This window comes from Aeromonas sp. ANP5, assembly GCF_963870295.1.
Taxonomy (GTDB): Bacteria; Pseudomonadota; Gammaproteobacteria; order Enterobacterales; family Aeromonadaceae; genus Aeromonas; species Aeromonas veronii.
On sequence record NZ_CAWMRY010000006.1, the window covers coordinates 22,568 to 45,721 of the forward strand.

Genomic DNA, 23,154 nt, shown 5'->3' on the forward strand with positions numbered 1-23,154 from the left:
TTGCCGGGGCTTTCTTTAAGGAGCAAAGATGTTGTACCCCATCGCCAGGCATTTCCTGTTCAAACTCAATCCGGAACAGGCTCACGATCTCTCCATGAAATATTTGCCCCGCCTTCTCGGTACGCCACTCGATTGTTTCTTCCGCCAGAATTTGCCGAAACGCCCCGTCACTGTCATGGGGCTTTCTTTTGCCAATCCGGTGGGGTTGGCGGCCGGTCTGGATAAAGATGGGGAGTGTATTGATGCATTGGGGGCCATGGGATTTGGCTTTATCGAGGTCGGTACCGTCACCCCCAGACCCCAGAGCGGCAATGACAAGCCGCGCCTGTTCCGGGTTATTCCGGCAGAGGGGATCATCAACCGGATGGGATTCAACAACAAGGGGGTGGATCATCTGGTGGCCAAGGTAAAAGAGGCCAAATATCAGGGGGTCATCGGCATTAATATCGGCAAGAACAAAGACACTCCCATCGAACAGGGCAAGGATGATTACCTGATCTGCATGGACAAGGTTTATGATCATGCCGGTTATATTGCCGTCAATATCTCTTCCCCCAACACCCCGGGTTTGCGTTCGCTGCAATATGGCGACGCGCTGGATGAATTGCTGGCAGCCCTCAAGGTGCGTCAGAAAGAGCTGGCCGCCCAATATAAAAAGTATGTGCCGCTGGCGGTTAAAATCGCCCCGGATTTAAGCCTTGAAGAAATAGATCAGGTGGCCGCTTCGCTGGTACGGAATGGTATTGATGGGGTTATCGCCACCAATACCACCCTCGAGCGCGAGATGATTTATGACATGCCCCACGCCGGTGAGGCGGGTGGCCTGAGTGGGCGTCCGCTGCAGCACAAGAGTACCGAGGTGATCCGTCATCTGGCCAAGGCGCTCAATGGTGCTCTGCCAATTATCGGGGTGGGTGGTATTGATAGTGCCATGGCCGCCCGTGAAAAATTGGCCGCCGGTGCCAGTCTGGTACAAATTTATAGCGGCTTTATTTATAAAGGACCGGGGTTGGTCAAAGAGATTGTGACCAATATTTAAGAAATAGATGGCGGAGCCCTTTATTTGACGTTGCTGATTTTCTGCATATGGAATAAAGTCAACTGGTAATTATCAAGTAAGGGCTCCAACATGTTTATCCAACCGACCGATAGCTGGCAATGGCACTATGATGCCCAGAATGATCGTCTGATGTTGGACCTGTCTGATAACATGTTATTTGCGACCGAGTATAAAGGGCGACAATTGGTGCCCAGTTCGTTTGCAGCCCAGCCTTTTTGTGTCGATGATGCCGCCCTCTATTATCAGTTGATGGATAAAGCAGCCGAACTTGAGTGGAGTATTCCCCATCAGGTTCAGTTGGTGCTTAATGCCATCGCTGTCAGTCGCTTTTATAAACCCCTGATGCCGCAAAGCTGGTTTTTTAGTGAACAGCATCCGCAAGTGATCCCGCAAAACGGTGATCTGGTCCTGATGAATACACCTCATGGCAACGGCGAATTTATGGTCATTGAGGCAGGGGATCAGGCTAGCGTCTGTTTGAACCTCACAGCCGATCTGGTATTGACCACCAGTAAAACCTTACCGCGTTTCGGGGTGATCAAGGTGATGAATAACCGGATGAAACCGCGTATTACCGTGACCGAGCAATATCGTCAGGTCAGTTGATATATTTTCATCAATCGTTTTATCTCTGTGATTACACCGCTGTCTGTTTTTACTGTTGTCACCTCAATCGCGCCTCGTTTCTGATACTTCATTGATCCTCGAACATCTTGCCCATTCTCATTGATGGTTGTGATCCAGCCTCTCCTGAGGCTTATTACATCCACTTGCACCTTGTGTTCTGACCCACGCAGTATCTTGGTCTTCCGTGCTGCAAGCATGGTGTCTCCCTCTTGTTTCGTTCTGCTTGTGTAGTGCCTCCACCTCAGCATCAACACATCACTCCCTGAAGCGATTTTCTTCTATATAACATCTTATGCTTGAAACGAGAGCTATTCTCACTTACATTTTGTTATAACATAACAAAATGGAGTTGCCATGAAGCCTCATATTCATCCGGATTATCGTTTGGTGCTGTTCCATGACACGGCGGCAGATGCCTTTTTCCTGGTCGGGTCAACCATCAAGAGTGATCGCCGCTACACGTGGCAAGACGGGAAGGAGTATCCCTACGTATCGCTCGATGTTTCCAGCCAGTCGCACTCGTTTTATACCGGCAAACAGAAGCAGGTTTCTAGTGAGGAGAGTGTGGCCCGTTTCAACAAGCGCTTTGGCGCATTTTCAAGCAAGAAGGAGTCCTGAATGCAGGTCGTCTGTTCACTCAAATCCGCACGGGCGCGCCATCCCGATTGTCAGTTGGTGCGTCGTCGGGGCAAATTGTTCGTGATTTGCAAAAGCAATCCCCGTTTCAAGGCTCGTATGAAGTGATCCGCTAAATGATGTCTGGCCCCATGATCTTGCCATCGGATAGTCATGGGGCCTTTTACCTTTTCGCCACCTATCAATCTGTTTCCATCCTGCTGTTTGCGCCGACTTTTGCATGCTCCAGCCCGCCTGATGAGGTATAATGCGGCACTATTTTTATGGGTTCCCCGTGAGCGTGATGAAAGAATTTTTTGCAACCTGCCCCAAGGGGCTGGAAAACCTGTTGGCCGATGAGCTGACCAATCTTGGCGCAGAGCAGGTCCGTGAGACCGTGGCTGGCGTCCATTTCAAAGGCGAACTGGCGATTGGCTACAAGGCCTGCCTGTGGAGCCGTTTTGCCTCCCGTATCGTGCTGGTGCTCTCCGAATTCCAGATGAACGATGATCTGGATCTCTATCTGGGCGCCCACACAATCCCCTGGGAAGAGCACTTCTCCGGTACCTCTACCATCGCGGTGGACTTTACCGGTACCAACCCTGCCATTCGCAATACCCAATATGGCGCGCTGAAAATCAAGGATGCCATCGTTGACCGCTTCACCAAGCGCGGTCACGTGCGTCCGGACGTGGACAAAAAGTCGCCGGATATCCGTATCATGGCGCATCTGGGCAAAGGCAAGGCCAATATCACGCTGGACTTGTCAGGCCCGGCGCTGCACCAGCGTTTCTATCGTCAGGGCACCGGTGAGGCGCCCCTCAAAGAGAACCTGGCCTGCGCCATGCTTGCCCGTAGCGGCTGGGCCGGTGAGCCCATGATGGACCCCATGTGCGGTTCCGGTACCTTGCTGATTGAAGCGGCCTTTATTGCCGCCGACATGGCACCGGCGCTGCGCCGCGAGCGCTTCGGTTTCGATCGCTGGCTGCAGCACGATAGCGAGCTGTGGCAGAGCCTGATGATGGAAGCGCAAGTGCGCGCCAAACGCGGCATGCAACGTTGCGAAGTGAAGCTGTTTGGCTGTGATGCCGACCAGCGCGTGCTGCTCAAAGCCCGCGACAATGCCAAAGCGGCCGGTGTGGCCCATCTCATCACCTTCAAGCAGGCCGATGTCACCAAGCTGGAAAACCCGCTGCCGATGCCTGCCCCTGTTGAAGGGGAAGAAGGTCAAGGGGAGGCCCGCCAGGTCGGTATGCTGATCTCCAACCCGCCTTATGGCGAGCGTCTTGGCGAATTTCCGGCGCTGCTGGAAGTGCATCAGGCCCTCGGCGATGCCCTGCGTCGCGGCTTCCAGGGTTGGAAAGTCTCCATTCTTTCCGCATCGCCCGAGCTGCTCAGCTGTCTGCGCCTGCGCGCCGACAAGCAATATCGCCTGTTCAACGGCGCCCTCGAGTGTCAGCTGCGTAACTACCAGATCGCACTGGACTCTGTGGCTTCCCAAAAAGAGGTGGCACAGGACTTTGCAAACCGTCTGCGCAAGAATCTGAAAACCCTCGAGAAATGGGCCAACAAAGAGGGCATCGATTGCTATCGCATCTACGATGCCGACTTGCCGGAATACAACGCCGCCATCGACCGCTATCAGGACTATCTGGTGGTGCAGGAGTATGCCGCGCCCAAGGACATCCCCGCCCAGAAGACCCGTCAGCGTCTGCTTGACATGGTTCAGGCCGCCATCAAGGTGACCGGCATGGATGGCGAGAAGGTGATCCTGAAGGTGCGTGAGCGTCAGGAGGGCAAACAGCAATATCAGAAGCTCTCCGAAGAGCAGCACCGGATGGAAGTGCAGGAGTACGGCGCCCGTCTGTGGGTCAACCTCTATGACTATCTGGATACCGGCCTGTTCCTCGACCACCGTCAGACTCGCCGTATGCTGGGCCAGATGGCCAAGGGCAAGCGCTTCCTGAACCTGTTTGCCTACACCGGCAGTGCCACCGTGCACGCGGGTCTTGGCGGTGCCAGCGAGACCACCACGGTGGACATGTCCCACACCTACCTGAACTGGGCGCAGGACAACATGCGTCTCAACTCGCTGGTGGGCCGTCAACACAAGTTTGTGCAGGCAGATTGCCTGAAGTGGTTGTCTGAAGCCGATGAGCAGTACGACCTCATCTTCATCGATCCGCCCACCTTCTCCAACTCCAAGCGGATGGACGAGAGCTTCGACGTACAGCGCGATCACCTGCTGCTGATGCAGCACCTGAAGCGCCTGCTGGCGGCGGACGGCACTCTGGTCTTCTCCAACAACAAGCGTCACTTCAAGATGGATCTGGCCGGTCTCGAGGCCACTGGTCTCAAGGCCCAGAACATCACCCAGAAGACGCGACCGAAGGATTTCGAACGTAACCAGCACATCCACAACTGCTGGATCATCACCCATGCGCCGGAGCAAGGCGAGGCGTGATGCTGACCCTGTTTCATACCGACGGTTGCCACCTGTGCGAGCAGGCCTGGGCGCTGGTGGAGGAGGCTGGTCTTGCCACCGCCACCCGCCAGTGCGACATCATGGATGATGAGCAGTGGCTTGCCGCCTATCGGGTGCGCATTCCGGTGCTGCGTGACGAAGCAGGCCGCGAGCTCGGTTGGCCCTTCACACTGGCCGAGCTCAAAAGCTGGGCCGCCCGTCAGGGGTGAGAGTGATTTGACGATAAAACGGGGGCAGACCCAGTCTGCTGCCCGTTTTTTTCATATGAAATAAGGAACACACATGGCTCTTTTAACATTGCACGGCGCCTGTCTGTCGTTCAGTGATTTCCCGCTTCTCGACAATGCCGAACTGACCATCGAGCGGGGCGAGCGCCTCTGTCTGGTTGGCCGCAACGGGGCAGGCAAGTCCACCCTGATGAAGGTCATTGCCAGTGAATTGCCGCTGGACGACGGCCGCCTGGTGCTGCAACAAGATTTGAAAGTAACCCGCCTTGAGCAGGATCCACCGGCCTCCAGCGAGCTGACGGTGTTTGACTATGCCGCCGAAGGACTGGCCGGGGTAGGGGAGCTGCTCAAACAGTATCACCATATCTCCATGGAACTGGCGCATGATCCGTCAGATGCCAACATTCGCAAGATGAGCGAGTTGCAAGAGCAGCTCGATTATCAGAACGGCTGGCAATTCGAGACCCGTATCAGTCAGGTGTTGACCCTGCTGGGGCTGGATCCTGACGTGACCCTCGACAGCCTCTCCGGCGGCTGGCTGCGCAAAGTGGCGCTGGCCCGTGCGCTGGCTTGCGATCCCGACTTGTTGCTGCTCGATGAGCCGACCAACCACCTGGATATCGAAGCCATCAACTGGCTGGAAGATTTCCTCAAGGATTTTCGCGGCGCCATCGTCTTTATCTCTCACGATCGGGAGTTCATCCACAAGCTGGCCACCCAGATCATCGATCTCGATCGCGGCGCCATCACCTCCTGGCCGGGCAACTACGACGAGTATCTGCAGGGGAAAGAGGAGTGGCTGAGGGTCGAAGAGCTGAAAAATGCCGAGTTCGACCGCAAGCTGGCCCAGGAAGAGGTGTGGGTGCGTCAGGGTATCAAAGCTCGTCGTACCCGTAACGAAGGTCGGGTGCGCGCCCTTGAGGCGATGCGGATGGAGCGCTCCCAGCGTCGCGAGTTGCAGGGCAAGGCTAAGCTGCAACTGGACGAGGTCAATCGATCCGGCAAGCTGGTGTTCGAGACCGAAGGGCTGGGGCTGGATTTTGGCGATCGCACCCTGTTCAAGGGGCTCGATCTGCAAGTGCTGCGCGGTGACAAGATTGCGCTGGTCGGCCCCAATGGCTGCGGCAAATCGACCCTGATCAAGCTGTTGCTGGGTCAGCTTGAGCCAACCCGTGGCACCGTCAAGGGGGGCACCAATCTGGAGGTGGCCTACTTCGATCAGTACCGCGAGCAGCTCGATCCCGAGCAGACAGTGGTGGACAACGTCGGGGAGGGCAAGCAGGAGGTGATGGTGCGTGGCCGCTCCCGTCATATCCTCGGTTACCTGCAGGACTTCCTGTTCGAGCCCAAGCGGGCCCGTACGCCGGTCAAGGCGCTCTCCGGTGGCGAGAAGAACCGGCTGCTGCTGGCCAAGCTGTTCCTCAAGCCGAGCAACCTGCTGATCCTCGATGAACCGACCAACGACCTCGACGTCGAGACTCTGGAGCTGCTGGAAGAGCTGCTTTCCGACTACCCCGGCACCCTGCTGCTGGTGAGTCACGATCGTCGCTTCATCGACAACACAGTGACCGGCTGCTGGCTGTTTGAGGGGGATGGCCGCATCAGCGATTACGTGGGTGGTTACGCCGATATGATGGCGACCCGCGAACAGCAGAACGCTCAACAACAGGCCAAGAGTGCACCGGTCAAGGCGCCCGAGCTGGTCGTTGCCGCCGCGCCAGAAGCGCCGAAGAAGAGCAAGAAGCTCTCCTACAAGCTGCAGCTTGAACTGGAAGGGTTGCCCGCTCGTCTTGAGCAGCTGGAAGCCGAGCTGGATGCGCTGCAAAGCGAGATCAACCAGCCAGGGTTCTTCTCGCTGCCGGCAGATAAAACCCAGCCGAAACTGGATGCGCTCAATGCCGCTGAAGCAGCGCTGGAGCAGGCATTTGCTCGCTGGGAAGAGCTGGAAGGACTCAAAAATCAGGAGTAAGTTCCCTGTAATTAAAACTTAATCCAGTTCAGTGCCTTGTGTCACATAGCCCGGTTAGGGTGGAAGTTTTTGTTTGACCGAGTGCGCTCGCAGGAGTAAAGATGAAAGCGACCGATGCAGAATTGGTCGCTTTTTTTGTTCCACGAAGAGGGTCGTAGATGATGAAGAGACAGAAGCGGGACCGTCTGGAAAGAGCTCGTGCTCGTGGTTATCAGGCTGGCGTGGTCGGCAAACAGAAAGAAGCGTGTCCGTATCAATGCCTGGATGCCCGAGGGCATTGGCTTGGTGGTTGGCGTGACGCCATGGAAGGGCGGGGCTCAGGCCTCTTCATGAAGTAGCAGGTACTTCATCACTCATTACAAAAGGAAAGGGGCCGTTGTGGCCCCTTTGCGTTAATGCTGTTTTACCACCAATCAGAGAGATCAGAATGCGGTGGTATCTTTGAACAGGCCCACTTTCAGGTCGGTGGCGCTGTAGATCGGACGGCCGTCAACTTCGACCACACCATCAGCAATCCCCATCACCAGCTTGCGGTTGATGACCCGCTTGAAAGTGATCTTGTAGGTCACTTTCTTGGCGGTCGGCAGGATCTGGCCGGTAAATTTCACTTCACCGACACCCAGTGCACGGCCTTTGCCCGGGCCGCCTTTCCAGCCGAGGAAGAAGCCAACCAGCTGCCACATGGCATCCAGACCGAGACAGCCCGGCATTACGGGATCACCCGGGAAGTGGCAATCGAAGAACCAGAGATCGGGGGTAATGTCGAGCTCTGCCAGGATCTCGCCCTTGCCGTGTTCGCCGCCGTTGTCATTGATCTTGACGATGCGGTCCATCATCAACATGTTGGGGGCAGGCAGCTGACTGTTACCCTCACCAAACAGTTCGCCACGGCTGCAAGCCAGCAGCTCTTCACGGGTAAAAGAGTTTTTGCCCTGTTCGCACAGGGAAAGGCGGGCTTCCATGGTTGTATTGTCTACGGTCACGCGGTATTTCCTTCAAATGGGTCAAAGCCGGGCCAATTTAGCTTACAGTTGTTCGCTAAACAACTCCGATCACTTCATCAGCGGCCAAACAGGCGCCCCAGCAGGGATTGCAGCAGTCCGACTTTGGCAGTGGAGCCGTTCAACTCGTCCAACCGCTCCTGAATACGGCCAAACAGGGTATCGGGCATATCAGGCTCACCGGCGACACAGCCAGTGAGCAACTCGATGGCCTCTTCCACATGATCCACCGGGTGGATGTGGAACTGGCCTGCTTCAACCGCTGCAATCACCTCGTCAGAGAGGTTCAGCTGCTGGATGTTGGTGCCCGGCAAAATGATACCTTGCTTGCCGGTGATGCCGTGGATTTTGCACACCCGGAAGAAGCCTTCAATCTTCTCGTTGACGCCACCAACGGCCTGCACATTGCCAAACTGATCGACCGCACCGGTCACGGCGAAGTGCTGATAGATAGGCTGGCGGGCGAGGGCAGAGAGCAGGGCACACAAGCCGGTCAGGGATGCGCTGTCGCCATCAATTTCGTGGTAAGACTGCTCGAACACCAGATTGGCCGACAGGGGGGAGGGGTTCTCTGCGCCAAATTTGTTGGACAGATAGCCGTGGATGATCATCATCGCCTTGGCGTGGATATGACCGGCCAGCTCCGCTTTGCGCTCAATATCCGCCACATCGCCATCACCAAGGTGTACGGTCGCGGTGAGGCGCACCGGCTCGCCGAAGTCATAAGGGTGACCGGAGACCTGAATGACAGACAGGCCGTTGATCTGGCCAATCTCTTCGCCGTCGGTTTGCAGCAGGATCTGGCCGTCGATAACCCCCTGATCGGACTGCTCAACCAGATAGTTGAGGCGGTAATCCTGCTCTTCCAGTGCGCCGCGAATATGCTCGTCGGTGACCACATCGGATCCCAGCTCCCGGGCCAGACTGTCAGCCATCCGCATGATGGCGGAGAGTTGCACTTCGGAGAGCGACAACCACTCCTGATGGTCACAGAGGCGGCTGGCATGACGACAAAGGGCGGCGAGGGCGGCTGGCGTGAAGTCCAGCAGGCTCCAGCGCTGGCGCAGCCAAGCCAGGTACTGCAGAAATTCCTGCAGATCCTCTTCAATATTCACCTCTGACACCAGATCCGCGCGCAGGAAGATGCGCTCGGACATATCCCGATCCAGCATCTGGAACTCGGCCACATCGAGTCGGTCACCCACTAGGATCAGCTTGAGCTTGATGGGGGTCGCTTCAGGCGCGAAGAAGGGGGTCAGAGTTTTCCCTTCCTGATAGGCGTTCCAGTCCAGCTCACCTTTTTGCATGGCATTTTTCAGTTTGAACCAGAGATGCGGCTGATCCAGCAGCTCATCCAGTTGCAAAATGAGGTAACCGCCGTTGGCTTCGCGCAGCAAGCCAGGCTCCAAAAGGTGCTGGTTGGCATAGACAGAGCCTTGTTCTGTCTGGTAATTGATGGAGCCAAACAGGGTATCCCAGTTGAGATCACGGCCATAAATCACCGGCGCTTCCTGCGCTTCGTGATGGATCAACAGGTTGATCAGAATGGGGTGCTGGAATTCCAGACCCAATGCCACGTGAGCCGCCAGGTCGGAGAGGAAATCATCGATTTTCGGATCATTGTTCTGCTTGCGCATGATGCGGGTCACGATGCGTTCGGCATCGAGATGGTGGCTCAACAGCTTGAGCAGCTCGCCAACCATTTCGCAAAACTCGACGCCGGTGCCCGGTTGCAGGCGCAGCCAGATAGGCTTGTAGGGGTTGTTCAGATTCTCGGTGTAGCAGAGATCAAACAGGTCACCATCCTTGCCATTTGAGTCGGCAATCAACGTTTGGCAAACGCCTTCGTAATCTGCGCCGGGGAACCCGTTGAGCAGCATGACCGGACAGTCACCATCAAAACTGGCAAGACGTTTGATGCCGGAAATGGCTCTGGGTTGCAGCGCAGCAAAGGGGATAGGTTCAAGCTCGCTAAGCTTGGAGAACTGTTCAATCGCAAAAGCGGGTTTTAATTGTTCTGATGTTAATTCAGCCACTTAAGACATCCGGTCGAAGATAGGATCAATTGTTGCCATTATACACAGTTCAATTAGTGGTGACAGGAAACAAGATATCTAATTTAACATAATATACATTATGCGCAGTGTTGTCTGGCCCGTGGCTGGGGGTCAGGAACATAGCAACCGCAAGGGCTACAGCCGTGCCTGTACCTTTTGTGTACTTCGCAAGAATGTTGTACCAAGCCTGCTTTATCTCGGGATCTGTCTCCCTGACGGCGGCAAGGCTTAACAGCACTTCCTCAACGTCTAGGCCGATTTCCTCGGCAATCTTTTTTGCTGTTGCATCAGTGAGTTGCACCTTACCAGTGGTCAAACTGGATATGTGCGACTTGGTAAAACCAAGCTCAGCAGCGACTTGCTGATACTGGGTGAGCTTTTTGGTTCTCATGTACGCCTGAATCAGGGCTTTTGAGTCCATTTTGCTGTTTCCTCGCTTGCTTCAGTGGGCATATCACACACTTATTTGGGCTAAAAGTCACCCGTTGTTAGTTAGATTTAGATCTGATTCAATCCAGTCAGTTCATAATAAATCTTATCTACCTATGACCCACTTTAGCCCACAAAACCTTGATCTGCCTGCTCTCATTGAGCGAAAGGTTTATTGGCAGGCTGAACCGACTGGCGATCTCTCCGCCTGCATCGCGGGTCAGGTCGAGATGTTTCGGGATCTGCATGAGCTGCGGGTCTATCTGTCCATGACGTACCCCGATACCGTGTTCGAGCTGGTCGAAGTGACCGAGGACACATGGCAAGGTTTCTATGATCAGGGAGTCTTTTTCGATGACTGGTCATAATTCCGTGATGCCGATAAATAGCGTTATCGGCACCAAAACCCTGATCGATTATCTGTCCTTCACCTGGGCGCCGACCGAGTTGCGCCAGATGACCGAGCTTGCCAAGCAAGGTGCGCTCTTGAAGGCTATCCCGCGCTTTGACACCAAGGTAAAAGCCCTGCAAGCAGCGTTCTCTGAGCCTGCTGTCGAGGGTCTGCGTTACCTGTGGAAGCGTCCGGTCGGTTTCGCTCCCCTCACCCACTTCGACAAGGTGTCAGAGCGGCTCTGTGATAAGGCGCAGCGGTTGGGCGCAACCCCTGCCCCTACTGCGGCACGTGTCTACGACAAGGCCACCGAGCGGTTGAGCCTAAAGGGTGTGGTCAAGTCCCCTGCCCCCGTCTTTACCCCTTCCATGACTGAAATGATGGAGCGGGCCTTGCACTCTAACTACCGTTCTCGGGCCGATATGCGCAAAGAGCTGAAAGCTGTCTGCGCCTCCCTGCTCAAGTTCTCCCAGTTCGAGGTGGTCGAGGGTGCCAAGTATTGGGAAGCCTATAACGATTTGATCGACTGCTACGGGGTGCAATTTCTCGATGCCCTCTGCTGTTCCGAGATCGAGCTGTGGCTGGAAGAGCTGAACACCAAGATCGGGGTGCCTATCCCCGAGCCTCGTTTCACAATGCGCCCTCGCCGCTCCGGTCTGCATGGGTATGCCAACTCTGCCGACCTGCTGTGTGATGGCCTCCCCTGTGGCCTGATTGGTTGGGGTGCTGCCAACCACGGTTGCATGGTGAGTTTTTCCGGCGTGGGTTGTGCCGCCCTCGATATGCAGGCTTTGCACTCTGTTATCTCTCACATTCCGTCTGTTCGTATCACTCGGGTGGATTTGGCGCTCGATGACTACAGCGGTGAGGTGATCAGTTATCAGGGGGCCATTGATGGCGCTCAGGCTGGCGAGTTTCACCCAGAGCGGGGCCGTGCTCCGGCGTGGATGAAAATCGAATCCGGTGAGTTCGTCATATCCGAGATTGCCAAGGGCATCGTAAAGCGGTTTGGCATGGCACCGACCAAGGGCTGTTCTTTTTATGTGGGCAGCCGGATCAACGGTAAATGTGCTCGGGTATACGAAAAGGGTAAACAAATGCAATCGGCAGAGAACCCAAATTGGGTACGCGCCGAAGGCGAGTTACACAATAAAGACCGGATAATACCGCTTGATGTATTGATCAATCCTGATCCCTATTTCGCTGGGATGTATCCGCAATTTGCTAAATGGCTTGATGCTATTAAGCAGTCGGAATCTGTTCCGGTACGTGTGACCACGTTTAAAAACAAGTTCAAGACCAGTCGGGACAATGCAGTTTTTCATATGTCTCGGATGGCGGGCCGCCTTGTTAATTGGTTAGCAAGTGTTGAGGGGCTCGCCCCTGAAACGATTGTTCACCAATTAACAGCGCATCTTAAAGAAGATGATATTCCAGCGCGGTTAAGAATGCCGCTACCACCCGAGTTTATATCGGGTGAACATTGTTTAGTTTGACCTATAAATCAGGTTCTTCAACGAGGTAAATATTATGTCCCTGCTCACTGGTGTTTTGGTAACTCGTGTTACTCATGGTTATGGTGTGTCCCGTAAATCTGGCGCTCCTGTCCCTTATGACTTCGCGCAAGTGGAATATTTGGCTCCGGCAAATAACGTCAACAAACCCGAGTGCAATATCCACTCATGGGGTTATGAAGTTCGCCAACTGGCCCTTCGTAATGATGCGGCAACTATCAAAGAAATGGCTGACTGCCCCAAGTTGGTTGCCATTGATCTTGTGCTTGAAGCCGATCCCCAGAATCCGACCCGAAATGTGGTTGTTGGCTTCCAGCCTAACAAAAAGCCGGTATAACTGCCGCGCACCGAGGAGGAGGAGCGAGAGCGCGCAGCGAGCGACGACGAGGGCGCGATAATGCTTTGTCTAGATATTACCTCCGAGGGATATGCTCGATTATCCGAGGGGGATGCTTGTAAATATGTGCTCCTGACTGTTCAGGAGCATTCCAGACTCACGGATATATCAAACTGGTTCCAGTTCGATATATCCACTGTGGGGATTGCCTTTGGCTCTGGCCTTGCTGTCTGGGTCTTGGGCGTAAAATTGGGCGCGATTGCCCGTGTAATTGTTGGTGCAAAACGAGGATAAAATAATGAAAAAAGTATCAGGCTTGTTCCGTAATGCTTGCATTGCGGCTGTGTGTGGTCTGTCTGCCAATGCGGCAATGGCCGAGGGAACCGGACTTGCTGATGCAGCAGGTAAAGCGATGGAGGCCGCACAGGCTGACGTAACTGCCACCTCTCCCAAGGTGTTGCTGGTTGTCGCACTGGTGACCGCTACAGGTATCGTTATTTCCCTGATCCGTAAAGCCTAAACCATGTCCCTGCTTATCGGGACGCTCTGGTTTTTGTTCTTTGTCGAGGGATGGCGAACATCCTTCTCTATTTAAGGCGGCTCCGGTCGCCTTTTTTATATTGGGGGCTGTGTGCGCTTAGGTTGGCTTTTACTGTTATTTCCATCGGCAGCATTTGCTATTGCGGGTTGTCCTGTCGGTGTGCAATTGGGTAACGTCACGATGGCAACTCCATTGCCTGTTTGTCTTAAATTTGAAGGCTCTCAGCTTGGTGGCTGTTTGGTTGCTTGTAATGGTGTGTGTGTAGAGTTGCCGCTGGCAAATACCAAGGGGCCAGTAGAGACTACCGGAACGGCTTGCAGTATTACCGAGAATGGTAGTGGCAACGGCGATTCAGATGGCAGTGGCAATACGCCAGATGAAGGCCCTTCTGGCACTAAACCGATTGCTGGCTGGCTTGATTTTGAACCAGTTATTGGTGATGCCACCGGAACATCTGTTTCGGGGGCTGTTGCTAAACTAAATAAAAACCTTGGTGTTGCTCTGCGTCAGGTTGTTGAAGGTTCTAAACAGGATTCTGGCAATCTTAATTCTATTGCTCATAGTGCCGAGTCATTTTCTCGGGATATGAAAACTGCGCTTTATCATCTTGAACGAACAGCTAACGAAACATTTTATTCAAAAAATACCCTCATGGATATCATGGGTCGTATTAATACATCCAATGATTATTTAGAGAAGATCAGTAAACTTGATTCTTCCTCTGGGGCTGCTTCAGGTGCGACTGGTACAGGTGGCAATTTATCAAAGGAATTCGAGGACAAACTTTTTGGCACTTTGGATTCCATGCGTTATGGCTCTTTGAATAACATAGATTTCAAGATGAGCGATGTTAAAGGCCATTTGGCTGCTATTGAAGGTGCTTTAGGTCGTAATGGCATGGCCGGTAATGTTTACGCCATACGTCAGCTGATGGAGCAAATGTCGTCAGGTTCTTCTGGTGGTGGCTCAACGGGCGGTGGTTCTACTGGCGGCTCTACTGGTTCGCCCAATCAAGAACAGCTGTTCAATATGCTTGAGGCTATCAACGACAATATAAGCAGAACAGGCGGCACGACTGCCAATAACTCTGGTGATCTGTTGCAGGCTTTCTATGAGTTGCAGCGTCAGCTGGCATCCGGCGAGGCTGGCGGTGGCTCTGGTGGTGATGGTTCCAGTATTGATTACTCCAAGCTGCCAGGCTCTGGGGACAACCCGCTTTCTGTGAAAGAGGCTAAGTATTCTTCTGCATGTTCTGGTAATGACTGTTTCTTTGATGTTGCAGCCATTCAAAAGAAACTGGATGAGGCAAACAAGGCCATCTCTGACAAATACAAAGATATTGGCGATGAAGTCAGGGATATTTTTGATTTTCAGCTTTCCGGCTCTGCTGGGGTTATGGAGTGCTTCGACTTTTTCACTTACGGCGGAAAAGACTATCGCGTTTGTCCACCTGCAAAAGAATATTGGAACATCATCGCCGCGCTGATGATGTTTATTTTCTACTTCATTGCGTTCGCAATTGTATTTAAGAGGTAACACGTCATGGAATGGCTTGGTGAGTTCTTTAATTCGTTCTTCAACGATATATATCAACTGGCTGTGCAGTTCGGTGCATGGCTGGCAATCAGAATGGCGGTGCAATGGGTAGAGTTTAAATTGTTTATGCTCACCTTCACATGGGACGTTGCCAAGCAAATTTTGGTGAACGTTCACTTTAGTGAAATGATCTCCCAATCCTTTAATGCCCTCCCCGCCGACTTTCGCTCGATGCTGCTCTTTATCCATCTGGATAAGGGGCTCGCCATCCTGACGCAAGCCTTCGTTACCCGCTTCCTGCTGAACATCATGGGGTGGTAAATGTCCATCAAGATCCACCACGGGGCGCCAGGCTCTTACAAATCATCAGGGGCTATCCACACCGATGTGATCCCCGCCATCAAGGCAGGCCGCCACATCATCACCAACGTTCGCGGGTTCACCGCCGAACGCTGCAAAGAGGTACTGGGTAAGGCTGTGCCCGATGAGTTCAAGGTGACTTACATCGACACGGAAGCCCAAGAGGGCCGCGACCACTTGGCCCGCTTCTACCACTGGGCACCGAAGGGGGTGTTCTTTCTGGTCGATGAAGTGCAGCGGATCTTTCCGCCTGCATGGCGCCAGAGCGACCTAGACCGACTCGATTATCCGGGTGGGCCGGAAGTCGCCAAGGCTGACGGGCGACCGGAAACCATAGACGTTGCCTTTGATATGCACCGTCACCACAACTGGGATTTCGTCTTTACCACCCCGAACATCAAAAAGGTTCACGCCGTGATCAGGGCCGCGTCAGAGACGGCGATCAGACACACCAACATGAAGCTATTGGGCTTTGGGAAGCGCTATAAAACGGTCTTGCATCTGGCCGACAACAGCGGCGCATCCATGTCCGATGTATTGCAGGCCAAGCCATTCAACAAGGTGCCCAACTATGTTTTCAAGCTCTACGACTCAACTACAACAGGCCAAGTCACGGATACAATCGCGGGTAGCTCGATTCTGCGAGATCCTAAAATTCTGTTTTTTCTGGGTGTTATTGGATTCTGTCTCTATTTTGGCCTCATCAAGCCGGAATTTATTGATAAGCCTAGTAAGGCCCCTGCGCCCTCTCCTGCCGCTGCTGCGACTTCTGGGGCGGTGGGTGCTTCGCCCACTGCTGGGGTACGTCCTAGCGGCGCTCCTGTTGCGTCTGATAGCGGGGTTCTTTCTGTAGGCCCGTTCGCGGGACACAAACTGATCATCAGTTGCCATGTGTTGGTAAAGGATGAACGGGGATCATATCGGGTCGAGTATTGTTTTGCCCTGCGCAAGGGTGATGATGTGCAACCCGTTTACAGTGACGACTGGCCGGATCAACTGGCCAGTGTGGACGCTATGAGCGCCTGCCATGCCGTAGTGAAGTATCAGGGCAAGCCTGTTGACGTTTATTGTGATCCAGAAGGTGACGCCCTACGCCGTAAATACAATGCAGCCCTCTTTGCTGGCGGTGATACCAAAAACAAACCAAGTGATGACCGGACATAATTAGAGCCGGCTCTGAAGTACAGCATCTTTTCGCTGTACTTCAGAGCTGGCGGGCAAGCGATAGCGCGGCAGTTTTATGCTAACTGCGTAACGCGGATATTTATGTTAAATATGGATGTTAATGCCACAAAGAACAGGGGCGGTAGCCCCTACAAGCCGCCCCCTGCTGTCTATTTGACCTCCAAAAGCCTCGCGGCGGAACACGCCCATATTGACCCGAGACTGGAGCCCCCCCTTCCCTGCTAAACCGGCTTTTAAGGCTTTCCGGTACTGAGGGAAGTGAACGCTACAGCGCAAGAGGATTTTTATTTCTGAGAGCATAATTGAAGCATTTGTTCTCTAGCTCAAACCTATTTGGATTGGGTTCGTACTTGTATAATAAAACATGCTTGTATTCGTCATCACTTAATATTTTGTCTATAATGTGATTTTCTGTTTTCATGTCTATTCTGCACCCAAAATGGATGCTTTTAATTGATTTCTTACTTATTCTCTTCGTGAACATGAAATCCTTTTTGTTCGATATTTCAACGTATGATCCCTGATAATTATTAGGTTGAAATAATGAGATGTCTTTTTTTGTGTTCTCATTACTCCCTAAATAAATAACATCGTCACAATTTTTTAGTGGAAGTATAATTCTATATTCTTTTTCATATATCCACTCATCACTTTTTGTTGTAAGAACATGAAATAGAATAGACTTAAGCTTGTCATTATGGTTTTTGCTTATGTCGATAGAGGTATTAGTAAAATCAAATCGACAATTATTATACTTCATCTTAACCGCAGAGGTAGATATTGGAAGCTGCTCGTCACTTGACGTTTCTTCTTTAAATAGTTCACTATCGTAGCCAATGCAAAATCCCTCATGGTTATTTGCATAATGAGCCCACATTAATAGATTTCTAGATGTTTCGGATAGAGATATTATCCCTATTCGTCTCACCATTCCAAGGTAACCCATATCATTTAAAAGTTGTGCTGGCGTGCTGTCTCTTTTTTTTCCATCTTTTGTTAAATTTAATTCATATTTTTCAATAACATCGTTTATAGTTAGTGATTTTAGGTCATTAGGTATAATTGATTCAAAAGGATCATTCAGCGTTTCAGGTGGAGATAGTTTTAGATTTGGATTATCAAAATAACTTATGGGTAAGTTATCATAGTATTTGTATAATATTTCACCGTTGCGATTCATTGTGTCTCCCCCCCCGTGTAGTAATACGGGGGGAATTCTACCCCATCCCCTACCCTCTCGGAACCCTTCCAGCCTCTATGGTGGGGCCATACGGGCAACCTCTTGGCTCAGGCCCACTCGGGCGAGTGTTTAGAGCAGGGGCGCTCTTACTAAAGCGCGGGGGGCGCAGCCTCCAGCTTTTGCGGCGCTACGCGCCGACATATGTCTTTTCTATCAACCCAACAAAATGGGGGCCGCAGCCCCCAAACATCACATCACGCCTAGCTTTTTCCTCCAGTAGAAGGCTTCCATCTGCCGTTCGGATCTCTCCGCTTGGATGATGGCTATAGCCTCCAGCCTTCTCCTGTCGTAGGTGACTCCTGTCGGTGAGACAAGGCAATCATTCTTCATTCGCCAGCCTTCCCATTCCTTCCAGATAGTGGGCAACTCCCTACCCGAAGCCATACGCATAAGCCGTTTATAAGCAGGTGGGATCTCTTTGCCCTTATCCCAATATGTGACCTGCCTCACAGAAACAAAACAAAGATTGGCCGTCTCTTCAATTGATAAACCGCACTCAAACCAACGAAAAATGAAGTTTTTGGTCAACTCTCGTTCCATCCAAGTAAATACCTGATAAACCAGCAAAATTGCGTGGAGTGGCTTATCGGCGGGTTTCGGATGGGCATTTAACAAAACGTCGCATTATGCGCAATAAAGGGTGCAGGAGGACGAAATGAAGAGAACCGAACAATGGAGCTGCTTTGATGCGGTTGACTGCTTGGCCATTGAGGCCGATATGGTTGCCTATCTGCAGGCAGCCCTTGAAGATGGTGATCCGGCGCTGCTGAAAGCTGCGTTGGATGATGTAGAACGTGCTCGCGTAAAACTGAATGGTCAGCCGCGCTACACGCTGGAAGAACTGCTGGCTCAGTGTGACCCCAATGCCACGTCACTAGGTGAAACAGATTGGGGAGCCGATGTGGGTTTAGAGCGCCAGGATTATCTGCCGGAGCTACTGGCCAAGGTCGATCCTGACGAAATCGGTTGGGATTGGGATGCATCCGACAAGTCACCGAAATCAACTGAACAATAAAGAATTACTCATCAGGAGCAGCTTCTGACGGATTTTCTTCCTGGTCTGGCCCACGCACTGTGATGACATCCTCGCGCTCAGTCAGGAAATCTGGGGATGCCGGTTCGGTATCAAAAAAACCATTCAAGTCACGTGAATTTGACGGCTCTGATCTAGAACTACGCTGAGCAAGAGCTGACCGTGCTTCAGACAGGCTGTAAGTGAGCCCCTGTTCTATATCTGCCATGGACAATTCCAGCAGCTGAATCAATGGATCTTTTTGATGTTCGGACATGCCTGACCTTTTCAGCCGATGCCGATAAATAGGGTTATCGGCATTATTGTGAGAGATAACAAGGCTTGTTGAAAGCAGTAGCCCGCAGCGTTTCCTTAGCTTAAAGGTTCGGAAATCGACCAGGATCGAGGCTACACACAGACCTCCAGCGATCTGACTGGCCAAAGCAGAAAGACAATATCTGGTTGATTCCTCCTGCAGATGCTCTTGCAGCGACAACAGAATAACACAGTCAACCACCCTGCCCCACATCACCGAAATGTCCCATTTTGAGACAAGAGTCCACTATTAAATCAGTACGCCGCGCTGGATTCCCCCTCACCAATGGAGCGTTAAGTTAGATTGGCACCGTTATAACCAACGTCATTACCGTGAATATTCTTAGAAATATCTGAGAGGTCTCTCTCTGGAAATATTGATACTCCTTTTTGTAAAATAGCCATAAAAATGCCGACTATCGCGGTAGATTCCCCTCCCCTTAATCCTCACGGCTTATTGTTGTGGCTGGCATGATTGCGACTCTTTTGGAAGTCGGGTCAATTCATATTCAAGGCACGTTTGGCGATGGCCAATGTGGGTGACTGGCAGGTAAAGTAGAGGTTGCTGTTGAACTGCTGCAATGTGCGTTTGAGCTCGTTCATATCGTCGGGATGGAGGGTTAAGGACCAGAGCGCTCTGGGCTGGCCGTGTTGGAGGCCATTGGTATAGATAATGGTGCAATCTTCGATACGCAACTCTTTGCAGTGGGCCTCCATCTGCAGGCCCACATCCGGAAACCAGATATGCAGCGTGCCTGAAGAGATAAAGGTGAACTGGGCTATGAGAGACCCTTTGCCAACGATCCTGAAGGTCTTTTCCACCACTGCCACTTGCATACCCGCTCCTTGGTATCTCGTTAATATTGATATCAATATCACCAATGATGACTGGATATGCAAGTGTGATAACAAGGCCTGTTCAACCGAATATGACTGCTTCCGGCATGTTACTTGGCTTTCGGCATCGGGTGTTCTCGTTGTTTCAGCAAGCAATTTCGTTTTTTGCTTCTCTGCTACGGGATAAATATGTATTTCGCAGATGGCAAGGTGCCTGTTCTGAATCATCCATGTGAGCCAAAAATATTTCCTGAACAGATTGCCATCCAGAGAAGTACAACATTGCCGTGCCAACTTCTATGACACCCCAAACAAGCCATTCTGTGTTCTAAGAGCAGTCAATACAAATCAGGGTCATGTTCACATTGCTCGTTAGCTTTTGTGAACGTTATCTCTCACATGTTGGTTCAATCGGTCCAGCGGCTTTTGCTGGGCGCTCTCATGTCGTTCACTGTTGCTGGTGTGCAGGTATTTCGAAGTGGTGTCGATGCTGTCATGCCCTGCATCGGCCTGTACGTGGGAAAGCGGTCTCCCATGCAGGTTGATGTCATGGGTGATCCCGGTATGGCGGATCGCATGGGGAGAGAGTTGCCGCATTTCGGCTGCATCCTGGGCAAATCCATCCTGCTCTGCCAATTCTGCGCCTTTACCGATGATCACCATGATCAAATCCCGTAGCTGGCGAATTCCCAAGTTGGCGTTTAGCTCACCCTGCTCGCGGCCGTGGGCTGCCGCTTTATGGCGAACGAACAATGGCGTCTGTTCATCCGGTGTCGGCAAGGGAGAGAGACCGAGGAAACGGCGGTAGCGTTCGAGTGCCGCCAGCAGCGCTTGTGATACCGCTACGGTACGCCGTTTGCCCCCCTTGCTTTGCGGAATAAAGTAGCCCCAGACGCCGGTTTTGCGATCCCGCCTGAACTGCCCCATCACAGGGGTAAAGCCCGGCCGGGCTGCAACCTCAGAGATCCGCAGATAGCAGGCGTACATCAGAATGGTGAGAAAACGGCTGCGCTCGTGTTGCTCCGGATGGTCGTTGGCAAGGGTGTCGGCGGCCTGCATCACGTATGACCACTGCAACTCGCTGAAGGCATGCACCTGATCATCGGCCTCCTGCTGTTGCGGGCGTTTGACCCGCTGCAGTAGCAGAGCTGGATTCCTGTCCATGTACTCCTCCTGGATCAGGAACTGGAAGAAGGCCGACAGGATGGCGAGCTTGGTCTTCATCGCCTGCTCGCTAAGACGGTAGGGCAAGGAGCGGCCCAGCTCCCGCTTGCCGAGAAACGGTCGCCATTGCGGATTAGGCAACCGCTCCCCCCACTCCTTGTCGAGGACAAATTGCGCTACGTTGCGATAGGCGATCAACTCGTCAGGGGGGGACTGACAGTAGTCGAGATAGCGGATCATGATCCGGCGAGTGAGATCTTTCGGGCTGATGGCTGCCTCGCGAAAGCACCAGTGTAAAAAAGTGGTCAGTTCGCTGCGATAGGTTTTGTAGTTGTTTTCGCTGTTGCGCTGCTCCAGCAGCCAATCAACCGCCAGTTCGTAAACCAGCCCGGCATCGGGCACATCATTGAGGCTGAGGTTGGCAAGGTACTGATTGACCTGCGGATTGCCAGCTTCCAGATAGATAAGGCTGTCAAACAGCGGCATGGCTGGCGGCAAGGATAATGGTTGTTGAGTCATGGTGTTGCTTGTTGATGCTGAGATGAGTCGATATGAGCCTGTGAGCCGAGTTGCTAGAAAAGTGCTCGTGATAGATGAATGCGACTTCTATTGGGATTGGTACTACCTCTTGTTGTTGCTGATTAAGGTCACCGGGAGCGATCTGGATAACGTTCTCTCCACTGTTTGCTCATTATTTCCTCATAGATCTGGCTGATGTCGCTCAGTGGTGCACGCTATTCAGTTATGCATTGGATATGCACCATTGTTAAAAAATTCTCGGGGTAAATAGCCGTAAAAATGGTTTTAAATGCAAATAAAGTGAATGCATTGAGTTATTTATCCCGAGAAATAAGGTCTGTGCAATCAGGCCACCTGCTTGAGTGGCTTCTCCTTGCGCTTGGCTGCTGGGGCCTCTTCCTCTTTCGTGCCTGCCTGAACCTTGCCGCCACGCAGCAGGGTTTGCAGCACATCACGCTGCTCTGCCAGGTAGAAAGCCAGACTCTCTTGCTGCTCTGGGGCCAACTCGATCGGGGCGCCAGCCAACAGGGTCATCAACTCGTCGGCCGTATCCAGCAGCTTGTCATAGGCATCGGCCTCTTTTTTGCTGGCAAAGGTCATTTTTTCCACTCCCCCACGAACAACCACATATTTGATCTCGACAGCCATGATGGCCTCCTCTTGGTGATGATGGATAGAGTATATGTATGGATATACAGTATTGCAAATAACCTCACCGGAAAAGAGTTCGCCGGGGTTTAGCGACAAAAGCCGCGTTGGATCAAGTTGTCTCAAAGTGCCATTTGACTTCCACGCCAGACTGGTCGGATCATGGCCTTATGACGATCGTACGACACCTGTTTATCCTGCTGATGGTAGAGGTGCTGCTCCTCGGGAGTATCGCCCACCTGGTCGTGGGACTCCCCTGGTTGCTGACCCTGCTGTTTGTCGTGTTTGCCCTGCTTGGGTTGCGCTGTCTGGTGGTGCTCGGCAGCTGGCTGTTTACCCGCTTCTACCCCTCCCCGGCTATCGGCCCCTGGCGCAGGGTGAAGATGATGGCGCAGGAGATGTTGGCCTACCTCTACACCTTCACCTTGTTGCTACCGTTCGAGCCTTTGTTGATGGCACCCGATCGGCTGCGTCCATGCCAGCGTCCCGTATTGCTGGTGCATGGTTACGGTTGCAGCCGCGGTATCTGGCGCACCCTGCGCACCCGACTGGAGGCCGCAGGCCATGTGGTTGCCACCATTACCCTGATGCCACCATTTGGTCATATCGATGAGATGGTGCCGCTGCTGGCCACCCGGATTGACGATGTGCTGGCGCAGACCGGGGCTGACAAGCTGGTGCTGGTCGGCCACAGTATGGGCGGGCTGGTCTGCCGCGACTATCTGGCTATCCATGGTGGTGATAAGGTCGCGCGCCTGATCACCCTGGCTACGCCTCATCAGGGCAGTCAGCTGGCCGCCCTTGGGCTTGGGGCCAATGCCCGCGAGATGGAGCCCGGTTCCGGCTGGTTGCAACGTTTTGCCTCGGTTCCTCTCTGCGTGCCCGGCATCTCAGTGCGCACCAGTCACGACAATGTGGTGATGCCGCAAGAGCGGCAACGATTGGTGGGAATGGAGGATATCGAGTTGCCCGCCATTGGCCATCTCTCTTTGCTCTACTCCCGTCGCACGACTGATCTGCTGCTTGATCTGCTGTCCCGAGTCTGATCCTCCTTATTCGTCCTTCAACTGTTATTCCAAATAAAA

Annotated in this window: 27 protein-coding genes; 17 read left to right on the forward strand and 10 right to left on the reverse strand. The window is 52.8% G+C overall.

Annotated elements, in window-relative coordinates; translation table 11 throughout:
• The first annotated feature begins 28 nt into the window (after nucleotides 1-28).
• Nucleotides 29-1,039 carry a quinone-dependent dihydroorotate dehydrogenase gene (pyrD, locus tag AACT07_RS05180; protein ID WP_069526807.1) on the forward strand — a complete coding sequence of 337 codons (1,011 nt, stop codon included), beginning with the start codon at nucleotides 29-31 and terminating at the stop codon, nucleotides 1,037-1,039.
• 90 nt (nucleotides 1,040-1,129) lie between these two features.
• Nucleotides 1,130-1,666 (forward strand): cell division protein ZapC, encoded by a 537-nt coding sequence (locus AACT07_RS05185; RefSeq protein WP_069526808.1) that lies wholly within the window; start codon nucleotides 1,130-1,132, stop codon nucleotides 1,664-1,666.
• On the opposite strand, the gene AACT07_RS05190 is transcribed toward AACT07_RS05185, so the two are convergent.
• On the reverse strand, nucleotides 1,654-1,884 hold the full coding sequence (locus AACT07_RS05190; protein ID WP_253182229.1) for a hypothetical protein: 231 nt from the start codon (nucleotides 1,882-1,884) through the stop codon (nucleotides 1,654-1,656). The two genes, AACT07_RS05185 and AACT07_RS05190, sit on opposite strands and share 13 nt — an antisense overlap.
• Before the next feature lie 157 nt (nucleotides 1,885-2,041).
• On the opposite strand from AACT07_RS05190, the gene AACT07_RS05195 reads away from it, so the two are divergent.
• From AACT07_RS05195 to rmf, 6 genes are all read left to right on the forward strand, one after another.
• Complete coding sequence (locus tag AACT07_RS05195) at nucleotides 2,042-2,305, forward strand: type B 50S ribosomal protein L31 (protein ID WP_069526810.1); 264 nt, start codon at nucleotides 2,042-2,044, stop codon at nucleotides 2,303-2,305.
• Nucleotides 2,306-2,431 carry a type B 50S ribosomal protein L36 gene (ykgO, locus tag AACT07_RS05200; protein ID WP_005336596.1) on the forward strand — a complete coding sequence of 42 codons (126 nt, stop codon included), beginning with the start codon at nucleotides 2,306-2,308 and terminating at the stop codon, nucleotides 2,429-2,431.
• A 139-nt stretch (nucleotides 2,432-2,570) separates the two neighbouring features.
• Nucleotides 2,571-4,766 carry a bifunctional 23S rRNA (guanine(2069)-N(7))-methyltransferase RlmK/23S rRNA (guanine(2445)-N(2))-methyltransferase RlmL gene (gene rlmKL / locus AACT07_RS05205; protein WP_069526811.1) on the forward strand — a complete coding sequence of 732 codons (2,196 nt, stop codon included), beginning with the start codon at nucleotides 2,571-2,573 and terminating at the stop codon, nucleotides 4,764-4,766.
• On the forward strand, nucleotides 4,766-4,996 hold the full coding sequence (locus AACT07_RS05210) for a glutaredoxin family protein (RefSeq protein ID WP_064336064.1): 231 nt from the start codon (nucleotides 4,766-4,768) through the stop codon (nucleotides 4,994-4,996). Before rlmKL ends, AACT07_RS05210 begins: the two co-directional genes overlap by 1 nt.
• A gap of 73 nt (nucleotides 4,997-5,069) precedes the next feature.
• The gene (gene uup / locus AACT07_RS05215) at nucleotides 5,070-6,983 is read left to right on the forward strand and encodes an ATP-binding cassette ATPase Uup (protein ID WP_069526812.1); all 1,914 of its coding nucleotides are present in this window, start codon (nucleotides 5,070-5,072) and stop codon (nucleotides 6,981-6,983) included.
• 158 nt (nucleotides 6,984-7,141) lie between these two features.
• A complete protein-coding gene (gene rmf / locus AACT07_RS05220) occupies nucleotides 7,142-7,321 on the forward strand; it encodes a ribosome modulation factor (RefSeq protein WP_005315693.1) in 180 nt (59 codons plus the stop codon).
• An 84-nt stretch (nucleotides 7,322-7,405) separates the two neighbouring features.
• Here the strand turns inward: rmf and fabA are convergent, their stop codons facing one another.
• From fabA to AACT07_RS05235, 3 genes are all read right to left on the reverse strand, one after another.
• The gene (fabA, locus tag AACT07_RS05225; protein ID WP_005336586.1) at nucleotides 7,406-7,966 is read right to left on the reverse strand and encodes a 3-hydroxyacyl-[acyl-carrier-protein] dehydratase FabA; all 561 of its coding nucleotides are present in this window, start codon (nucleotides 7,964-7,966) and stop codon (nucleotides 7,406-7,408) included.
• A 77-nt stretch (nucleotides 7,967-8,043) separates the two neighbouring features.
• Nucleotides 8,044-10,020: a Lon protease family protein gene (locus tag AACT07_RS05230; RefSeq protein WP_069526813.1), complete on the reverse strand. Its 1,977-nt coding sequence runs from the start codon at nucleotides 10,018-10,020 to the stop codon at nucleotides 8,044-8,046.
• Between the two features lie 49 nt (nucleotides 10,021-10,069).
• Nucleotides 10,070-10,462 carry a helix-turn-helix domain-containing protein gene (locus AACT07_RS05235; protein WP_069526814.1) on the reverse strand — a complete coding sequence of 131 codons (393 nt, stop codon included), beginning with the start codon at nucleotides 10,460-10,462 and terminating at the stop codon, nucleotides 10,070-10,072.
• Nucleotides 10,463-10,586: 124 nt separating this feature from the next.
• Between AACT07_RS05235 and AACT07_RS05240 the strand changes: the two genes are divergently transcribed.
• The 7 genes from AACT07_RS05240 to AACT07_RS05270 all read left to right on the forward strand — a co-directional run bounded on the left by AACT07_RS05240 (nucleotide 10,587) and on the right by AACT07_RS05270 (nucleotide 16,313).
• A complete protein-coding gene (locus tag AACT07_RS05240; RefSeq protein ID WP_069526815.1) occupies nucleotides 10,587-10,838 on the forward strand; it encodes a hypothetical protein in 252 nt (83 codons plus the stop codon).
• The gene (locus tag AACT07_RS05245; RefSeq protein ID WP_026035069.1) at nucleotides 10,825-12,357 is read left to right on the forward strand and encodes a replication initiation factor domain-containing protein; all 1,533 of its coding nucleotides are present in this window, start codon (nucleotides 10,825-10,827) and stop codon (nucleotides 12,355-12,357) included. Before AACT07_RS05240 ends, AACT07_RS05245 begins: the two co-directional genes overlap by 14 nt.
• A 34-nt stretch (nucleotides 12,358-12,391) precedes the next feature.
• The gene (locus AACT07_RS05250; protein WP_023583768.1) at nucleotides 12,392-12,712 is read left to right on the forward strand and encodes a hypothetical protein; all 321 of its coding nucleotides are present in this window, start codon (nucleotides 12,392-12,394) and stop codon (nucleotides 12,710-12,712) included.
• Between the two features lie 298 nt (nucleotides 12,713-13,010).
• Entirely contained in the window at nucleotides 13,011-13,232 is a 222-nt protein-coding gene (locus AACT07_RS05255; RefSeq protein ID WP_069526816.1) for a Flexible pilin, read from the forward strand.
• A 111-nt stretch (nucleotides 13,233-13,343) separates the two neighbouring features.
• Nucleotides 13,344-14,789 carry a hypothetical protein gene (locus tag AACT07_RS05260; RefSeq protein WP_139123744.1) on the forward strand — a complete coding sequence of 482 codons (1,446 nt, stop codon included), beginning with the start codon at nucleotides 13,344-13,346 and terminating at the stop codon, nucleotides 14,787-14,789.
• A 6-nt stretch (nucleotides 14,790-14,795) separates the two neighbouring features.
• The gene (locus AACT07_RS05265) at nucleotides 14,796-15,110 is read left to right on the forward strand and encodes a DUF2523 family protein (protein ID WP_019446390.1); all 315 of its coding nucleotides are present in this window, start codon (nucleotides 14,796-14,798) and stop codon (nucleotides 15,108-15,110) included.
• Nucleotides 15,111-16,313: a zonular occludens toxin family protein gene (locus tag AACT07_RS05270; protein WP_083249919.1), complete on the forward strand. Its 1,203-nt coding sequence runs from the start codon at nucleotides 15,111-15,113 to the stop codon at nucleotides 16,311-16,313.
• Between the two features lie 286 nt (nucleotides 16,314-16,599).
• Here AACT07_RS05270 and AACT07_RS05275 read toward each other — a convergent pair whose 3' ends face one another.
• Both AACT07_RS05275 and AACT07_RS05280 read right to left on the reverse strand, forming a co-directional pair.
• A complete protein-coding gene (locus AACT07_RS05275; protein ID WP_083249920.1) occupies nucleotides 16,600-17,514 on the reverse strand; it encodes a DUF2971 domain-containing protein in 915 nt (304 codons plus the stop codon).
• 249 nt (nucleotides 17,515-17,763) lie between these two features.
• A complete protein-coding gene (locus tag AACT07_RS05280; RefSeq protein ID WP_069526819.1) occupies nucleotides 17,764-18,114 on the reverse strand; it encodes a DUF3653 domain-containing protein in 351 nt (116 codons plus the stop codon).
• Nucleotides 18,115-18,229: 115 nt separating this feature from the next.
• On the opposite strand from AACT07_RS05280, the gene AACT07_RS05285 reads away from it, so the two are divergent.
• Entirely contained in the window at nucleotides 18,230-18,589 is a 360-nt protein-coding gene (locus AACT07_RS05285; RefSeq protein WP_069526820.1) for a hypothetical protein, read from the forward strand.
• 4 nt (nucleotides 18,590-18,593) lie between these two features.
• Here AACT07_RS05285 and AACT07_RS05290 read toward each other — a convergent pair whose 3' ends face one another.
• From AACT07_RS05290 to AACT07_RS05305, 4 genes are all read right to left on the reverse strand, one after another.
• Nucleotides 18,594-18,863, reverse strand: a complete 270-nt coding sequence (locus tag AACT07_RS05290) for a hypothetical protein (RefSeq protein WP_139123745.1) — start codon at nucleotides 18,861-18,863, stop codon at nucleotides 18,594-18,596.
• 536 nt (nucleotides 18,864-19,399) lie between these two features.
• On the reverse strand, nucleotides 19,400-19,738 hold the full coding sequence (locus tag AACT07_RS05295) for a hypothetical protein (RefSeq protein ID WP_069526821.1): 339 nt from the start codon (nucleotides 19,736-19,738) through the stop codon (nucleotides 19,400-19,402).
• A 372-nt stretch (nucleotides 19,739-20,110) separates the two neighbouring features.
• Nucleotides 20,111-21,388 carry a tyrosine-type recombinase/integrase gene (locus AACT07_RS05300; RefSeq protein WP_069526822.1) on the reverse strand — a complete coding sequence of 426 codons (1,278 nt, stop codon included), beginning with the start codon at nucleotides 21,386-21,388 and terminating at the stop codon, nucleotides 20,111-20,113.
• A gap of 378 nt (nucleotides 21,389-21,766) precedes the next feature.
• The gene (locus tag AACT07_RS05305) at nucleotides 21,767-22,069 is read right to left on the reverse strand and encodes a YebG family protein (RefSeq protein ID WP_005333111.1); all 303 of its coding nucleotides are present in this window, start codon (nucleotides 22,067-22,069) and stop codon (nucleotides 21,767-21,769) included.
• Nucleotides 22,070-22,239: 170 nt separating this feature from the next.
• Between AACT07_RS05305 and AACT07_RS05310 the strand changes: the two genes are divergently transcribed.
• Nucleotides 22,240-23,115, forward strand: a complete 876-nt coding sequence (locus AACT07_RS05310) for an esterase/lipase family protein (RefSeq protein WP_069526824.1) — start codon at nucleotides 22,240-22,242, stop codon at nucleotides 23,113-23,115.
• Nucleotides 23,116-23,154 lie beyond the last annotated feature (39 nt).

Excerpts from the sequence above, each read along its gene's own strand:
- AACT07_RS05300 (WP_069526822.1), bottom strand. The coding sequence starts at position 21,388 with ATGCCGCTGTTTGACAGCCTTATCTATCTGGAAGCTGGCAATCCGCAG.
- AACT07_RS05270 (WP_083249919.1), top strand. The coding sequence starts at position 15,111 with ATGTCCATCAAGATCCACCACGGGGCGCCAGGCTCTTACAAATCATCA.
- AACT07_RS05290 (WP_139123745.1), bottom strand. The coding sequence starts at position 18,863 with ATGTCCGAACATCAAAAAGATCCATTGATTCAGCTGCTGGAATTGTCC.
- AACT07_RS05285 (WP_069526820.1), top strand. The coding sequence starts at position 18,230 with ATGAAGAGAACCGAACAATGGAGCTGCTTTGATGCGGTTGACTGCTTG.
- AACT07_RS05185 (WP_069526808.1), top strand. The coding sequence starts at position 1,130 with ATGTTTATCCAACCGACCGATAGCTGGCAATGGCACTATGATGCCCAG.
- rmf (WP_005315693.1), top strand. The coding sequence starts at position 7,142 with ATGATGAAGAGACAGAAGCGGGACCGTCTGGAAAGAGCTCGTGCTCGT.
- AACT07_RS05240 (WP_069526815.1), top strand. The coding sequence starts at position 10,587 with ATGACCCACTTTAGCCCACAAAACCTTGATCTGCCTGCTCTCATTGAG.
- AACT07_RS05245 (WP_026035069.1), top strand. The coding sequence starts at position 10,825 with ATGACTGGTCATAATTCCGTGATGCCGATAAATAGCGTTATCGGCACC.
- AACT07_RS05295 (WP_069526821.1), bottom strand. The coding sequence starts at position 19,738 with ATGCAAGTGGCAGTGGTGGAAAAGACCTTCAGGATCGTTGGCAAAGGG.
- pyrD (WP_069526807.1), top strand. The coding sequence starts at position 29 with ATGTTGTACCCCATCGCCAGGCATTTCCTGTTCAAACTCAATCCGGAA.
- AACT07_RS05195 (WP_069526810.1), top strand. The coding sequence starts at position 2,042 with ATGAAGCCTCATATTCATCCGGATTATCGTTTGGTGCTGTTCCATGAC.
- AACT07_RS05250 (WP_023583768.1), top strand. The coding sequence starts at position 12,392 with ATGTCCCTGCTCACTGGTGTTTTGGTAACTCGTGTTACTCATGGTTAT.
- AACT07_RS05305 (WP_005333111.1), bottom strand. The coding sequence starts at position 22,069 with ATGGCTGTCGAGATCAAATATGTGGTTGTTCGTGGGGGAGTGGAAAAA.
- AACT07_RS05275 (WP_083249920.1), bottom strand. The coding sequence starts at position 17,514 with ATGAATCGCAACGGTGAAATATTATACAAATACTATGATAACTTACCC.
- AACT07_RS05280 (WP_069526819.1), bottom strand. The coding sequence starts at position 18,114 with ATGGAACGAGAGTTGACCAAAAACTTCATTTTTCGTTGGTTTGAGTGC.
- AACT07_RS05310 (WP_069526824.1), top strand. The coding sequence starts at position 22,240 with ATGACGATCGTACGACACCTGTTTATCCTGCTGATGGTAGAGGTGCTG.
- AACT07_RS05255 (WP_069526816.1), top strand. The coding sequence starts at position 13,011 with ATGAAAAAAGTATCAGGCTTGTTCCGTAATGCTTGCATTGCGGCTGTG.
- AACT07_RS05235 (WP_069526814.1), bottom strand. The coding sequence starts at position 10,462 with ATGGACTCAAAAGCCCTGATTCAGGCGTACATGAGAACCAAAAAGCTC.
- ykgO (WP_005336596.1), top strand. The coding sequence starts at position 2,306 with ATGCAGGTCGTCTGTTCACTCAAATCCGCACGGGCGCGCCATCCCGAT.
- rlmKL (WP_069526811.1), top strand. The coding sequence starts at position 2,571 with ATGCGGCACTATTTTTATGGGTTCCCCGTGAGCGTGATGAAAGAATTT.
- uup (WP_069526812.1), top strand. The coding sequence starts at position 5,070 with ATGGCTCTTTTAACATTGCACGGCGCCTGTCTGTCGTTCAGTGATTTC.
- AACT07_RS05265 (WP_019446390.1), top strand. The coding sequence starts at position 14,796 with ATGGAATGGCTTGGTGAGTTCTTTAATTCGTTCTTCAACGATATATAT.
- AACT07_RS05210 (WP_064336064.1), top strand. The coding sequence starts at position 4,766 with ATGCTGACCCTGTTTCATACCGACGGTTGCCACCTGTGCGAGCAGGCC.
- AACT07_RS05190 (WP_253182229.1), bottom strand. The coding sequence starts at position 1,884 with ATGCTTGCAGCACGGAAGACCAAGATACTGCGTGGGTCAGAACACAAG.